This is a genomic window from Marinobacter sp. (assembly GCF_035268745.1).
In the GTDB taxonomy this organism is placed as follows: Bacteria; Pseudomonadota; Gammaproteobacteria; order Pseudomonadales; family Oleiphilaceae; genus Marinobacter.
In genome coordinates, this window is record NZ_DATFKH010000086.1 from 1 (window position 1) to 14,082 (window position 14,082).

At 60.3% G+C, this 14,082-nt stretch carries 14 protein-coding genes; 9 read left to right on the plus strand and 5 right to left on the minus strand.

The window, feature by feature from the left end; translation table 11 throughout:
- The first annotated feature begins 4 nt into the window (after positions 1-4).
- The gene (locus VJ956_RS07335; RefSeq protein ID WP_324083387.1) at positions 5-148 is read left to right on the plus strand and encodes a DUF533 domain-containing protein; all 144 of its coding nucleotides are present in this window, start codon (positions 5-7) and stop codon (positions 146-148) included.
- A gap of 13 nt (positions 149-161) precedes the next feature.
- Here VJ956_RS07335 and VJ956_RS07340 read toward each other — a convergent pair whose 3' ends face one another.
- Entirely contained in the window at positions 162-707 is a 546-nt protein-coding gene (locus tag VJ956_RS07340) for a histidine phosphatase family protein (protein ID WP_324083389.1), read from the minus strand.
- A 201-nt stretch (positions 708-908) separates the two neighbouring features.
- On the opposite strand from VJ956_RS07340, the gene VJ956_RS07345 reads away from it, so the two are divergent.
- The 6 genes from VJ956_RS07345 (at position 909) to VJ956_RS07370 (ending at position 7,879) form a co-directional block, all read left to right on the plus strand.
- Complete coding sequence (locus VJ956_RS07345; RefSeq protein ID WP_324083367.1) at positions 909-1,361, plus strand: YaiI/YqxD family protein; 453 nt, start codon at positions 909-911, stop codon at positions 1,359-1,361.
- Positions 1,362-1,456: 95 nt separating this feature from the next.
- On the plus strand, positions 1,457-3,232 hold the full coding sequence (locus VJ956_RS07350; RefSeq protein ID WP_324083369.1) for an ABC transporter ATP-binding protein: 1,776 nt from the start codon (positions 1,457-1,459) through the stop codon (positions 3,230-3,232).
- A gap of 90 nt (positions 3,233-3,322) precedes the next feature.
- A complete protein-coding gene (locus VJ956_RS07355; RefSeq protein WP_324083370.1) occupies positions 3,323-4,096 on the plus strand; it encodes an ABC transporter ATP-binding protein in 774 nt (257 codons plus the stop codon).
- Positions 4,086-5,024, plus strand: coding sequence for an ABC transporter substrate-binding protein (locus VJ956_RS07360; RefSeq protein ID WP_324083371.1), 939 nt, complete (start codon positions 4,086-4,088; stop codon positions 5,022-5,024). The genes VJ956_RS07355 and VJ956_RS07360 overlap by 11 nt, the downstream gene beginning before the upstream one ends.
- On the plus strand, positions 5,014-7,056 hold the full coding sequence (gene fhuB / locus VJ956_RS07365; protein WP_324083372.1) for a Fe(3+)-hydroxamate ABC transporter permease FhuB: 2,043 nt from the start codon (positions 5,014-5,016) through the stop codon (positions 7,054-7,056). The genes VJ956_RS07360 and fhuB overlap by 11 nt, the downstream gene beginning before the upstream one ends.
- A complete protein-coding gene (locus tag VJ956_RS07370; RefSeq protein ID WP_324083374.1) occupies positions 7,043-7,879 on the plus strand; it encodes a (2Fe-2S)-binding protein in 837 nt (278 codons plus the stop codon). The genes fhuB and VJ956_RS07370 overlap by 14 nt, the downstream gene beginning before the upstream one ends.
- Positions 7,880-8,087: 208 nt before the next feature.
- Here VJ956_RS07370 and VJ956_RS07375 read toward each other — a convergent pair whose 3' ends face one another.
- On the minus strand, positions 8,088-10,211 hold the full coding sequence (locus tag VJ956_RS07375; protein WP_324083376.1) for a TonB-dependent receptor: 2,124 nt from the start codon (positions 10,209-10,211) through the stop codon (positions 8,088-8,090).
- A gap of 263 nt (positions 10,212-10,474) precedes the next feature.
- On the opposite strand from VJ956_RS07375, the gene VJ956_RS07380 reads away from it, so the two are divergent.
- Complete coding sequence (locus VJ956_RS07380; protein ID WP_324083377.1) at positions 10,475-11,599, plus strand: PQQ-dependent sugar dehydrogenase; 1,125 nt, start codon at positions 10,475-10,477, stop codon at positions 11,597-11,599.
- Positions 11,600-11,622: 23 nt separating this feature from the next.
- Here the strand turns inward: VJ956_RS07380 and VJ956_RS07385 are convergent, their stop codons facing one another.
- Positions 11,623-12,036: a GFA family protein gene (locus VJ956_RS07385; RefSeq protein ID WP_324083379.1), complete on the minus strand. Its 414-nt coding sequence runs from the start codon at positions 12,034-12,036 to the stop codon at positions 11,623-11,625.
- Between the two features lie 148 nt (positions 12,037-12,184).
- Between VJ956_RS07385 and dkgB the strand changes: the two genes are divergently transcribed.
- On the plus strand, positions 12,185-12,994 hold the full coding sequence (gene dkgB / locus VJ956_RS07390; RefSeq protein WP_324083381.1) for a 2,5-didehydrogluconate reductase DkgB: 810 nt from the start codon (positions 12,185-12,187) through the stop codon (positions 12,992-12,994).
- Here the strand turns inward: dkgB and VJ956_RS07395 are convergent.
- Positions 12,963-13,640 (minus strand): hypothetical protein, encoded by a 678-nt coding sequence (locus VJ956_RS07395; RefSeq protein WP_324083383.1) that lies wholly within the window; start codon positions 13,638-13,640, stop codon positions 12,963-12,965. The genes dkgB and VJ956_RS07395 overlap by 32 nt on opposite strands.
- Positions 13,637-14,082, minus strand: a 446-nt coding sequence (locus VJ956_RS07400) for an aldo/keto reductase (protein ID WP_324083385.1), incomplete at its 5' end; no start/stop codon positions are given. The genes VJ956_RS07395 and VJ956_RS07400, both read right to left, overlap by 4 nt.

The window sequence follows — 14,082 nt, forward strand, 5'->3', positions numbered from 1 at the left end:
CTACCTGGTCAGCGCAGTGATGATTGACGAACAGAACAGTATGGAAAGGGCGTGGCTGGACCAGCTTGCCTCGGCACTTGACATCGACGCCGCCATGGCCAGAGAGCTGGACCAGCAGATTCAGGTGGCTATGAACCAGGCGCAGTAGTGCGCCTGCGGCCTTACCGGGATGCTGGCGACACCCTTGCCAGGATCCGCGGACTCTCTGACAGAGGCAAGGCGATAATCACGCCCTCATTGGACGCCGGGAAAATCCCCGCCAATGCGGTGATGTTAACCTGGTGAGATACCAGAATAACGGGCTCGCCTGCCGCCATGTCATTGACCAGAGCAACCGTCCGCCGGGTCCGGGCCGGACCGTCTTCCCGATTGCGAAAAAAGGAATTCAGCGATGGCCACTCGGTCACCTCTCCCAGATCCATGCCCTTGGCGGTCTCCATACAGCGGCACCACTGACTGCTGAAAATGCGCGCCTCGGTAATTCCGTGCTCTGCCAGAAAAGGCTTCCAGGCCCGTGCCTGTTCCCGGCCGGTGTCATTAAGGTTGCGCTGGGTACTGCAGTCCCCAAGTTCAAAATTCGCCGGATCTCCGGTCCCGGGCGCCAGTGCGTGGCGCAGCATCAGTACCGCCTGCCCTTGCCGCAGGGCTTCCCAGGCGCGTGGTTCATCGGCCTTCGCGATATGCGGTGCCAGCAGGATTGCACCCATCACCACAACCATGAACGCGGCTGAAAAAAATCGAACTTTCATAAATTCCCCATTTGTCCGGACTCTGACGACCACTGTATTTCCGCGGTTCTATCTCCGAGGCCTGTAAACTTGAACATATATACGCGGCGACAAACTACCAGGCTCACAACAACAGAAGGTAAACTCCCCACCAGAGCCAATGCGACAAAGGAGCCAACCATGCCAATCTGGGTCGATGCCGACGCCTGCCCTGTACCCATCCGCGAAATACTGTGCCGCGCCGCCACCCGCTGGCAGGTGGAGACAACCTTCATCGCCAACCACATGATCAACCTGCCTCCGAGTCCCTATATCAAACGCCGTCAGGTGCCCCAGGGCTTTGACGTCGCCGACAATGAAATCATGGAACAGATGGATCACGGCGACCTGGTCATCACCCAGGACATCCCCCTGGCCGCCGAAGCGATTGAAAAAGGTGCAGACGTATTCAACCCCCGCGGCCAGTCCTTTACCAGAGAGAACATCCGCCAGCGCCTGGCCATGAGGAACTTTATGGAACAGATGCGGGACGCGGGGCAAGTCACCGGCGGCCCGGCGCCCTTCAGCCAGACCGACCGCAAGGAATTCGCCAACAAACTGGACCGCTGGCTGCAGCGCCATCAAAAAACCTGATGCTTTCAGTGATAATGCTTCTCTTTTATTTTTGATCGCCAAGCTTTAACCTTTGCCGCTTTCCAGGCCCTCTTTTTTTGATAACAGGCGATACCATGTCCCAGACCTCCAGTTTCTCGGCGCTTGTCCGGCTGCTTGCCTATGCCCGCGGCTATCGCAGGCAGATTATTGCAGCCACCACCTGCTCGGTTATCAACAAGCTGTTCGACATTGCCCCGGAAATCCTCATCGGTGTTGCCATTGATGTGGTGGTCAACCAGGAAGAAAGCTTTGTTGCCGGCCTGGGTTTTGAAACCGCCCAGCAGCAGATCACCATTCTGGCAGTTCTCACCTTCTTTATCTGGGCGGGGGAATCCCTGTTCGAATACCTGTTCCAGATCCTCTGGCGCAACCTGGCCCAGCGGCTGCAATCCGATCTGCGGCAGGATGCCTATGAACACGCCCAGCGCCTGGACATGAGCTTCTTTGAAGCCCGCAGTTCCGGTCAGCTGGTGGCCACCATGAACGATGATGTAAACCAGCTTGAGCGTTTCCTCGACGGTGGTGCCAACGCCATGATTCAGGTGGTTGTGACGGTGGTGGCTGTGGGGGCGGTTTTCTTTGTGCTCTCACCCCTCATTGCGCTGCTGGCTTTTACACCGATCCCCCTGATTATCTGGGGCGCCTTCTATTTCCAGCGCAAGGCCGGCCCGCTTTATGCCGATGTCCGGGAAAAAGTCGGGGATCTGTCCAGCCGCCTGGCCAACAACCTGGGCGGCATCGCAACCATCAAGAGCTTCACTGCCGAGCAGCGCGAAGCCGCACGGCTCAAAGAAAGCAGCGAAGCCTATGTCCAGGCCAACCGCCAGGCTATCCGCATCAGCTCCGCATTCATTCCCATTATCCGCATGGCCATCCTGGCCGGCTTTCTGGCGACCTTTACCGTGGGCGGCATGATGGCGCTTGCAGGTAACCTGAATGTGGGCGCTTATGGCGTACTGGTATTTCTGACCCAGCGCCTGCTCTGGCCGCTGACCGGCCTGGCTGAAGTGATTGATTTGTTCGAGCGGGCCATGGCCAGCACCCGCCGCATTCTGGACCTGCTTGCCGAACCGGTACAGGTTCGGGACGAAGGGGGAAAAGCGTTACAGCAGCCGGTAAAAGGCGATGTCGAGTTTAACGGGGTATGCTTTCGCTATCCTTCCAGCGGTGCAGGGATAAAAGATATCAGCCTGAAGGTGCCGGCAGGAAACACCCTGGCACTAGTGGGCGCAACCGGCTCCGGCAAATCCACGCTGGTCAAGCTGTTGCTCCGGTTTTACGACCCGGACAACGGTGACATCCGGATCGACGGCCAGCCAATCCGCGACCTCACACTTCACTCGCTGCGGGGTGCAATCGGACTGGTGAGCCAGGATGTCTATCTGTTCGAGGGCAGCATTCGCGAGAACCTGGCCTATGGCAAACCCGACGCCAGCGATACGGAGATCATGGAGGCCGCCAGGACTGCAGAAGCCTGGGATTTCATTGCCACATTGCCTGAAGGACTTGCCACCGCGGTCGGCGAGCGCGGTGTCCGGCTTTCCGGCGGCCAGCGCCAGCGCCTCTCGCTGGCAAGGGCACTGTTAAAGGACCCGCCGATTCTGGTGCTGGATGAGGCAACCAGCGCTGTCGACAACGAAACCGAGGCCGCCATTCAGCGCTCCCTGAAGCGTATTGGTCACAATCGTACGGTTATCATGATCGCCCATCGGCTTTCCACCATTGTCGACGCCGATACCATCGCCGTTGTCAGCAACGGTGAGGTGGTGGAATCCGGAACCCATGGCGAACTTGTCAACAAGGCTGGCCCCTATTCCGCCCAATGGCGAGTGCAAACAGGACAGGCCTGAACTCAGACAGGGCAAATCTGCCGACGACATCCAGTTGTTACTAATTATCATTTAGATTATAGTTTCGGCTCGTTACGCTCAGGAGCCTGCATGTCCGACTTCTTCGACGTCACCAATCTCGGTGTGCAGATCGGTGATACCGCCATTCTGCGCAAGATTACGCTCGCGTTTCGCGAAGGTGAAGTCACGGCCCTGCTTGGCCACAACGGGTCCGGAAAATCCACACTTCTCAAAGTCCTGGCTCGCCAGCTCACACCGAGTTCCGGGGAAGCCCACCTGCGTGGCAGACCGTTCCGCAGCACCGGTGCCCGTGAATTCGCCCGCACCGTCGGTTACCTGCCCCAGCACCCTCCCGGCACCGATGGCCTGACGGTGCGGGAACTGGTGGCCCTGGGACGCTATCCGTGGCGCGGCCCGCTGGGGCGTTATAGCGGCGACGACCACCGGCTGATTGACCAGGCCATTGCCGATACCGGCCTGGGTGATTTTCGCCACCGCTCGGTGGACACCCTGTCCGGAGGCGAGCGCCAGCGTGCCTGGATTGCCATGCTGCTGGCCCAGCAAACCCAGTGTCTGCTGCTGGACGAGCCGATTTCGGCCCTCGACGTCAAACATCAGGTGGAAACCCTTCGCCTGGTGCATCGGCTGGCGGCAGAACGACAACTGACGGTCATTGTTGTGCTGCACGATGTGGACCTTGCCGCCCGCTTCTGTGACCGCCTGGTGGCACTGAAAGCCGGCGAACTGGTGGCTGATGGCAGCCCGCGGGACATCATGGATCCGCAGACCCTGGAATCGATCTACAGCGTACCAATGGGCGTTATGGAGCGTGCGCCGGAACAGTGGGTTTCCTATGTGCACTAGGCTGTTTTCGCAATTTCTGGCGGGCGGGATAATCTGTCTGCTCAGTGCGCTACCGCTGGCCTCCAGGGCAGACACCTGGCAGCACGAGCGGGGTTCGGTGACGCTGAAAGCGCCGCCTGAACGAGTAATCGCACTGAACTGGGCCGCAACAGAGGCATTATTACTGCTGGGCGTGACCCCCGTCGGGGTTGCGGACCGGGAGGGCTACAAAGTCTGGGTGGATAAACCGCAACTTCCCGCGGGCATTGCCAATGTTGGCACCCGGGTGGCTCCCAGCCTGGAGGCCATTGCCGAACTGAAACCGGATCTGATCGTCACCAGTTCGGAAATGGCCCCGGCCGCCGACCTTCTGCAACGCATTGCCCCCACCTACGTTATCAGTGTCTACAAAGCCGGCTCCCGGCCTTTCGAGAAAGCCACTGAAATGCTGATCACCCTGGGCGACATGCTGAACCGGGAACAGCAGGCGCAGGCCGTTCTGAGTGACATTGAAGACACTCTCAACACCCAGAAGCAGCGCCTGAAACAAGCCGGCCTGACAGAACGGCCGGTGGCACTGGTTAATTTCCTGGACGACCGCCACGTCCGGATCTATGCCCCCAACGGGCTTTACCAGCGCGCCCTGAGCGCACTGGGCCTGGACAATGCCTGGCCTCACCAGGGTAACTACTGGGGGTTCTCGGTGGTAGGCCTGGAGGCCATCGCCCCTTATCCCGAAAGTCGCGTCGTGGTTATCTCCCCCACGGTTCCGGGCCTGAGCGAAACCCTGGCCAACAGCCCGTTCTGGACCTATCTGCCGTCCGTCAGGCGGGAGCAGATCTACCAGATTGAGCCGGTCTGGCCTTTCGGCGGCGTTTTCCCCGTTAAACGCCTGGCCACATTGCTCACCGACAGCCTGCTCGCAGGGGGCTCCGGAAATGTCCGCTGAGTTTGCTGAACAGTCTTCCCGATCGTCAGTTCTGCGCCCCGCTACGCCCGCAACTCTTCCTGTGGCTGCAGCCATGCTATGGCTGGGCGCACTTGTGGCCAGCGCTGGCCCCTGGTTAGACCAGCTCGATCCGGCCACCCTGCTCTGGGCATTCTGGACCTTTAACGAGGACAATTACGCCTCGGTGCTGGCCCATTTCAGTTGGGCGCCCCGGGTATCCATGGCCATTGTTATTGGCTGCGGCCTGGGTCTTGCCGGTGCGGTTACCCAGCAGATTCTGGGCAATCCCCTGGCGTCGCCCACCACACTGGGCGTGGAAGCCGGCGGCCAGTTCGGTATCACGGTCGCCACCATGTTCTTCCCGGCTTTGCTGGCCTTCAGCCCCGATCTCGTTGCCGTGGCCGGTGGCCTGCTGGCGATTGGCCTGGTCATTGCGCTGACCTGGCGCCTCGGATTCTCGCCAGTGACCGTTATTCTGGCGGGCCTGGTCATCACCTTCTTCCTGGGTGCGGTGAATATGGCGTTCCTGCTGCTTAAAGGCGAATGGCTGGGCAATCTGTTTATCTGGGGCGCAGGGTCTCTGGTGCAGAATAACTGGCAGCCATTCATCGAGCTCTGGCCCCGCGTGCTGGTACTTGCCGTGCTGATGTTACTGCTGATGCGTCCCCTTCAGGTGATGCAACTGGGGCAGGCTTCGGCTACTTCGCTGGGTGCAAAAGTAGGACTGGTCCGGGTATTGGCGCTTCTGCTGGTGGTATTAATGAGCGCCACAGTGGTCAGCCGGGTGGGAGTCGTGGCATTTATCGGCCTCGCCGCTCCGGTGCTGGCCCGCCTGCTGGGCGCACGGTCCCTTGGCGAGCGACTGCTCTGGAGCTGCCTGCTGGGCGGCGGGCTGTTGCTGCTGGCCGATACCCTCGCCCACTGGTCGTCCACCTGGGGCGACGGCTCACTGGTTCCCACCGGAACCACCACAGCGTTGATCGGCGGCCCGATTATTCTGCTGGCACTGCAGGGGTTCAAAAACACCCATCACATGCCAGGCCAGGCATCCGGCCCTGCCGGTTTCCTGCCCGGGCGACAGCCGGTCACGCTGATTGCGGGCATTCTGGTCGTTCTGCTCACGCTCACCGCTGGCCTGTCCATGAGCTGGTCTCCGGGGCTTGAGGGCTGGAACTGGACGGCTCCTGCACAATGGGACCAAGCCTGGGTCTGGCGGGGCCCGCGGTTGCTGGCCGCGATTCTGGCGGGCGTCTCACTGGGCCTTGCCGGTACGCTGATCCAGCGCATGACCGGCAATGCCATGGCCAGCCCGGAAATGCTGGGAATCAGCGGCGGTGCTGCTGTTGTAATGGTACTGATGGTACTGTCAGGCGTTGATATGGGCCGTGCCGGTCAACTGGGCGGGGCGACCCTCGGCGCAGCAGCAGCCCTCGCGTTATTGATTCTGCTGGCAAGAAAACACAACTTCGCCGGCAATCAGCTGCTGCTTGGGGGGCTGGCGCTCTATGTCTTCATGGATGCAGGATTACGCCTGGTCATGGCCTCCGGCGGCACCGTGGCTTCGCAACTGCTCAACTGGATGTATGGCTCAACCTGGCTGGTAGCGGAAACCGAGGCACTGGGTCTGCTGGTTCTGATTGTTGGCATTGCCATCACCTTACTGCTTGTTGTGCGCCCGCTTACCATCCTGCCGTTGGGCGAAACAGCGGCCTCGTCACTGGGTCTGCCCGTGGCCAGGGCGCGACTCCTGCTGTTGCTGCTGGCCGCCCTGCTGACGGCCGCAGCCACCGTGGTGATCGGCCCCCTCAGCTTTGTCGGCCTGATTGCACCGCATCTGGCGCGAGTCCTGGGGCAGCAGACGGTCGGGCGGCAACTGGTTGTTGCGGCACTCGCCGGTGGCCTGCTACTGGGCGTGGCAGATTACCTGTCGCGGGTTGTGGTCTATCCCGGACAACTGCCGGCAGGCCTGCTGGCAGCGCTGGTGGGTGGAGTGTATTTTCTCTGGGGGCTGAGTCGTCATGGCCGCGCCTGAACCCACCTTCCGGAACTCAACCTGGATAGACCATTACGACCGGCTACTGAAGGCTTCGGGGCTGGACCGGGAGGCGGTTCTTGCGGGCGCACTTCCGCGAGACCGGAACCGGCGCCATGCCTGCCTGTCTCTGGCGCAGTGCCTCAGACAACCATCGTTGCTGGTGGATCAGGTTTACCGAGACTATCCCGACGCCCGGACACCAAAAGCGCTCACGGCCCGGCTCTCGGTGCTGCAGCAGGATCTGGCACTCAGCGTGATTGCGCCGCTGACCCTGCGGCTGTTCCTGGACCGCCAGGCAGCGACGCCGGACCCTGAGCGGATATGCCTTGCTTCGCTGGCCTGCACGGGCTCTCCCGGCTCGCCCGAAGCCTCAGCATCAATGCGATGGTATCAGGAACCAGGCGGCACAACTGTTGATGAGACAGCGTTTATCAGGTCTCTCGGACAGCAGACCAGAGACTGGTACCCGGTGTTCAGGCACTCACTGAACGTCAGCCCGGGCGCTTACTGGAGTAGCGTGGGCCTGGGCCTGAGCGCACCGTTCTCGGCGGTCTGGAATCGGGCCGCGCCAGAGGCACTCTGCGAACTGGCCCAGCACTGGCTGGAGGCCTTCGATAACAGTGCCAGGCAATTCATCAACTGGATTCCAGCGGTTTTTGCTGGACAGACCACGGCAGTCCCTCAGCGCAAGGGGTGTTGCCTGAAGTATCTGTTACCCGAGGGGGGCTATTGTGGCACCTGTGGGATCTATCGCAAGGAGCGTCTGACTGCTCTCAGGCACCAACAGCCACAACCAGAGCGATGGCAACCAGGCCGATAGCCACTCCGGCGCTTGCGGCCAGCTTCAGCCCTTCAATAATTTCCTGTTCCGGTGTCATTGCTGTTCCTGCCTGCTGTTTCTGAATTTAACGGCGAAATGGTAACTGGCCAACTGCTATCCGTTAGTGGCGGCCCTCGAAACCCGGACGGTAGAAGCTCCGCCAGGGAGGACAGCAGGGACCCTTTCACCGGAAAGGATCCCTGTGGTGCTACCAGACCATCTCGTAGCCAACGCTCAGACGCCGGCCACCGCCCTTTGTCCGCGCCGACGGGATATTGAACGCCTGATTGATGACCGGAAAGTAGTCCTCGTTCAGCAGGTTCTGCGCAGCGACCGTGACCGAGCCGGGCCCCGCCCTGAACCGCGAAACGGCATTCACCACCGTATAACTGTTCACCTCACCCTGACCGAAACTGGCGAAGTCATCGGGGCCACTCGCATCGGGGAACTCGTCACGACTGCCAACGTGCAGAACCTGGAGCCGGTTGCGCCAGCGCGCCGTGGTCTGCTGCTCGACGTAGGCGGTCAGCTTGAGCGGTGCGATACGGGTGCCGTCGAGATCGGTCTCGCTGCCGTCCGCATCCTCGCGCTCGCCTTCCTGCCAGGAAGCGCTGCTGCCAACCGTCAAGCCATCCGCCAGCCGGTAGTCGGCCGTGGCCTCGACGCCCCAGACATCCTCCTTGAACTTCTGGATCCGCAAGTCGTCGTCAAAGGTGGTGCCGTTATCCGACTCACTGAAGAACACAGCGGCGGTGGCCTGGAGCCGGTCACCGGAATAACGGGCACCGATCTCGTAGTTATCCACCTTCTCGGCCTCGGACTCGAAGTCTTCAGCGTCCAGCGTCAGCCCGGCCCCGAAAGGACCGGCGTCACTCAGCACCCGGCCCAGGTCTCCGATGGTGAAACCCTGTGAGAAGCTGGCGAACAGATCGACGGAGTCACCGACGAAGAACACCGCGCCGGCGTTGAGCAGGGTTTCCGAAAAGTTCAGGGTGCCACCGCGAATGGTATTGCCGAAACGGTTCGACGCCAGGGTGGCGGTGTCCACTTCGATTTCCTCATGACGAACGCCGCCACGGAGCATCAGCCAGTTACCGACCGGGATTTCGAGCTCGGCGAAAGCCGCCAGAGCATCCTGATCCATCGCGGGAGTGCCGGTGTCGCCATCGAAACTTCTGGTTGCCGTCTCATCGCGCAGATAATCGCCGCCCCAGGTTATCCGGGCACCCGTAGTGATCGCATCGACGGGAGTGGCGACGGTGGTGCGAAGGCCGTATTTCTCTGAGGCAATTTCACCCTGGGGGAAGCCGGGGAATTTTGGAAAAACCTGGGTCAGATCGCCGTAATAGAGTTGCGCGTCCAGGCTGCTGCCCGCCAGTTCCGCATGGCTGTAGCTGACCCGCGCAGTCGTGTTCTGCTGGCCGGGATTGACAACCGGCGTGCTGTCGGCGGGTGCCTCGGCCAGCGGAATAGCTGGAGTACGCCCATCCTCAAGCGTTTGACCAAAAGTGAAGTCAGTGTCCTGCTCGTTGTCAAAGGCGTTTATCATGAATTCGACGCGCTGCCTGCCGCCATCAAAGTCAAAACCGGTCTTGCCCAGGAGGTTGTACTCGGTGGTGTCGGCGAGACCGCCCTGGGTACCCAGCGGATCGGGAGGGCGACGGTTGCCGTCAGCGTCGAAGCGCTGACCGCGGTCGGTAAAGAAGCCGGATAGCACATAGTCCCAGTTTTCCCGGCTACCGGAAACACGATGTTCGGTCTCGTAATCCACGGAATCGTCGAAGTGTTCCGTAGAAAACGACGTGCCCGCCTGGGAGTAGACCTCAACCGGCTCGTCGGCCGCTTTCCTGGTGATGATATTGATGACACCACCGGAGGCACCGAAGCCATATACCGCCGTGCCCCCGCGCACCACCTCAATGCGCTCAATGGCCGCCGGCGAGATGGTGTTGAGGCCGCGGGAGGCATCACGCAGCGGTGTGGACTGCGGGATTCCGTCGATCAACACCAGGAACTTGCGGCCCCGCAGGGTCTGACCGAAGTTGCTGAGCGCTTCGGTACTCGGCGCGAGCCCGGGCACGGTTTGCGCCAGAATATCGCCAATGTTCTTGCTGATCCTGGCCTGCTCTTCAATCTGCTCGCTGGTGACCACCGTTACCGAACGCGCTATCTCCGACAGCGATGTCTCGGTGCGTGTACCCGTCACCACGAGCTGGTCGAGGGCGACTGTGTTTTCTGATTGCGCGAAGGCAGCGGCGGGGGCGGAACAGGCCAGCGCCAGGGTCCAGGGTACGACCTGCGTTATGCCGGTTTTTATTTTTTCTTGGTACAAAATGAAACTCCTCAAAAAGCAACGTGTGAAGCGCGGTAATCGGCGCCTGTCAGTTCAGGAAAAATTGATAATAACATTCACTCTTGTTCGCGTATCATAATACGACTCATTGCTATTTGGAATACCGGACAACTGACTCGTTTCCGTTTTGTCGTCCGGCATGGCTTTTATGTAGAGAAGACTCTCTCGTGGGAATACACTCCAGCTGCTATCCTTGAACATCAGCCAGGTATTGAACGGCACCAACAGCAACGGAGGTTCCGATGCGAGCTTGCCCACGCCTGATCCTCGGGCTCATCTTTGTACTGCTTCCAGCAACGGCACTGTCGGCGCAAACCTTCTCTTCCGACCGGGCGGAGTTGCAACTGGAGACCGTGGCCGAGGGTCTTGAGCACCCATGGAGTCTGGCCTTTCTGCCGGATGGCTCCCAGCTAGTTACCGAACGTCCGGGTCGGCTACGGCTGATCGATAACGGCCAGCTGCGCCCGGAGCCGATAGCTGGCCTGCCGGACCTGGTGGTGTCGGGCCAGGGTGGCCTGCTGGATATTGTTCTGCACCCGGACTTCGCCGCCAACCGCACACTCTTCCTCAGTTACGCCCATGAGCAGAGCGGTGCCGGCATGACCACCCGGGTTGCGAAAGCGCGGTTCGACGGTAAGCAGTTGCAGAACGTTGAAGTCATTTTTGAAGCCCTGCCCCGGAGCTGGACCAGTCGGCATTTTGCGGGACGCATGGAGTTCGATCCTGAGGGAAATCTGTATATTGCAGTAGGCGATCGCGGCGAAAAAGATCGTGCCCAGGACACCGCCGACGATGCCGGCGGCGTGCACCGCCTGACCGTGGATGGCAAGCCGGCCCCGGGCAACCCGTTCCTGAACGATGGCTCCGTCAACGATACGTTTTTCACCTATGGCAACCGCAATATCCAGGGCATGACCCGCCACCCTGAAACCGGCGCGATCTGGACTCATGAACACGGCCCGCGCGGCGGCGACGAAGTGAACATTCTGCATGCCGGTGACGACTATGGCTGGCCCAAGGTAACCTACGGCATTGCCTATAGCGGCTTCCCGATTACCGACAAAACCACCATGAAAGGCGTCACCGATCCGCTTCACTACTGGGATCCGTCCATCGCACCGTCGGGCATGGCTTTTTACACCGGCGATCTGTTTCCGGCCTGGCAGGGCGATCTGTTTGTCGGCGCACTGAAAATGCAGAAGCTGGTGCGCCTGCGGTTTGACAACCGGAAAGTGGTGGAAGAGGAAGACCTGCTGCGCGACCTGGAAGCACGCATCCGGGATGTCCGGATGGGGCCGGACGGCGCGCTATGGTTGCTGACCGACCACCGCAACGGCAAGGTCTACCGACTGGTACCCGCTGACTGAGCCACCGGGCCCCGCGCGGACGATCAGTGGGGGTCGTTGGTTCGCTCGGTTTTCTCAAACCGGGGAATCTGGTCGGTAATATCGAACCAGTCAGATTTGGAACCCACGAACACATGCTGCGCCGGCCCCTTGCCCAGGGGCTCGTTGATTACCCCCACCCGCAGACGAAGAATGCCGGGGATAGCGTCCACCCGACTGTAAAGCTGGCTGCCACAGGTTGAGCAGAAGGCCCGGTATTTTCCCGGGCGGGATTCGTATTCACCAATGCTCTCTTCCCCGGAGAGCCACCGGAACCGGACATTCTGAACGGGAGCGCTGGCTGAAAACGCGCTTCCATGAGCACGACGGCACTGGCTGCAATGGCAGAGGGCAATCGGCCCGAGTGGGCCATCGTATTCGAAGCTGACGCTGCCACAGAGGCACTGTCCGGAAATCATAAGTCCACCTTTACTGTCCACTTCAGGGTGCTCACAAGCGCAGTATGATAACGGCAGGCTACTTGAAGAACCAGATAGCCGGGCCCACGTATCAGTGTACAAACTGTTTAATGAACTGTTTAAGAGTTGGCTTGCGGAGGAGAACAGAATGACAGACAGCGTAATACCCGGAATTGGTATGGGCACCTTCCGTCTGCAGGGAAACGACGCCAGAGAAGCGGTAAAAAGCGCACTCTCCCTGGGGTATCGCCATATTGATACAGCCCAGATGTACGGCAACGAGTCCGAAGTCGGCGACGGTATCACCTCCAGCGGAATTCCCCGCCGCCAGATCTTTCTGACCACGAAAATATGGTACGACCAGCTCGAAAAAAACGACCTGATCAACAGCCTCCACGAGAGCCTGGAACGTTTGAAGACAGATCATGTGGATCTGACCCTGATTCACTGGCCATCCCCCGATGATCAGGTGCCGATGGCAGAATATCTTGGCGCCCTGCGAGATGCCCAGCGTGAGGGCCTGACAAAGCACATTGGCGTTTCCAACTTTACCTGCGCCCAGATGGATGAGGCGGTCAGCCTTCTGGGTGAGGGCGTGATCCTGACCAATCAGGTGGAAGTGCATCCTTTTCTGGCCAACAACAAAGTCGTCGAGCATGCGCGGAAGCTCGGCATCACCGTCACCGGTTATATGCCACTGGCGCTGGGCAGGGTAATGGAAGACGAAACCCTGATCAAAATTGCCGAAACCCGCAACCTGACAGCGGCCCAGGTGGCGCTGGCGTGGGCAGCCTCGCGAGGTGTGGTCGTTATTCCATCATCGACACGGGCCCGCCATCAGAAGGCCAACCTGGAAGCGCTGGACGTTGAACTGAGCCCGGAAGAAATTGCCCGGATCGACAGACTGGACCGCAACGAGCGCATTGCTAACCCGGACTTTGCGCCCGACTGGGACTGAGCCAGAATCCCAGCCCGACGAGAATCAGCGTGGCCACAGGCAAACCCAGCAACCACCAGGTTTGCAGCACCCAGAAAGTGGCTGCGCTGAACAGACACCAGGCCAGCGGCAGGGCCAGATAGAGCCAGCGCCAGATACCGGGCAGAAGCCCGACAATCAGCATGCTGGCCGCAGCGGTTGAACCCGGCGCCAGACCAAATAGCGCGAGCGCCCGCCAGTTGCCGGACTCGGCAACCGTCAGCCATGGCAGGCCAACAACCGCCAGAGCCCAGACCACTGCCAGAACCCTGTTCCGCACCTGCAACGACCGTGGCGTAGCGGCCAACGCGATCAAACCGAGCAAACCACCCTGCGCCACGAAGGCCCAGCCGAACCCTGCGGCAGGCCAGTTAATCGGGCCGAAATAACCCACCAGAAACCCGTAACCACTCGTCATCCAGGCAGCAGCAATCAACCCCAGGGCAATACGCCTGGTGGCATGCCTGTTATCCAGCAACAACAAAGGCACCGAAAAACTGGCAAGCACCGCCAGTAACGGCCAGGGCCAGAAATCCTGATTAATCCTGACGAACAACCGCAGCAACACCTGCGGCCCGAACATGATGAAATCCTGAAGCGAATAGCTCAGCCAGTCCGCCCCACTCACAGCGACCTCACGTAATCCGCCATCCGCCGGCGCTGCTCCGGGTCCGGCAACTCACCATAAAGTGCACCCATGTTTTCCTTCATGTGCTCCACTTTCGTTGTGGCGGGAATAGCACAGGTGACGGCCGGGTGAGAAATGATGTACTTCAGAAAAAACTCTGCCCAGTTGCTGACCCCGGCCTCGCCGGCCCAAACCGGAAGCGGCCTGGACTGAAAGCGCCGGAACAGCGAACCGCCCTGGAACGGCCGGTTTACAATCACCGCAATGCCCTTCTCCCGGGCTAATGGCAGCAGGCGGGTTTCCGCTTCACGGTCCAGCACGTTGTAGGTCAGCTGAACAAAGTCGATTGGCTCACGCTCCATGATCTGCGCAAACTCCCGATGCCGACGACCATGAGAGGTGGTAATCCCGATGTAGCGGACTTCACCGTTCTGCTTCATCG

Bases quoted from the DNA above. Each gene is read 5' to 3' on its own strand.
- VJ956_RS07340 (WP_324083389.1), bottom strand. From the start codon at position 707: ATGGGTGCAATCCTGCTGGCACCGCATATCGCGAAGGCCGATGAACCA.
- VJ956_RS07345 (WP_324083367.1), top strand. From the start codon at position 909: ATGCCAATCTGGGTCGATGCCGACGCCTGCCCTGTACCCATCCGCGAA.
- VJ956_RS07350 (WP_324083369.1), top strand. From the start codon at position 1,457: ATGTCCCAGACCTCCAGTTTCTCGGCGCTTGTCCGGCTGCTTGCCTAT.
- VJ956_RS07355 (WP_324083370.1), top strand. From the start codon at position 3,323: ATGTCCGACTTCTTCGACGTCACCAATCTCGGTGTGCAGATCGGTGAT.
- VJ956_RS07360 (WP_324083371.1), top strand. From the start codon at position 4,086: ATGTGCACTAGGCTGTTTTCGCAATTTCTGGCGGGCGGGATAATCTGT.
- fhuB (WP_324083372.1), top strand. From the start codon at position 5,014: ATGTCCGCTGAGTTTGCTGAACAGTCTTCCCGATCGTCAGTTCTGCGC.
- VJ956_RS07370 (WP_324083374.1), top strand. From the start codon at position 7,043: ATGGCCGCGCCTGAACCCACCTTCCGGAACTCAACCTGGATAGACCAT.
- VJ956_RS07380 (WP_324083377.1), top strand. From the start codon at position 10,475: ATGCGAGCTTGCCCACGCCTGATCCTCGGGCTCATCTTTGTACTGCTT.
- VJ956_RS07385 (WP_324083379.1), bottom strand. From the start codon at position 12,036: ATGATTTCCGGACAGTGCCTCTGTGGCAGCGTCAGCTTCGAATACGAT.
- dkgB (WP_324083381.1), top strand. From the start codon at position 12,185: ATGACAGACAGCGTAATACCCGGAATTGGTATGGGCACCTTCCGTCTG.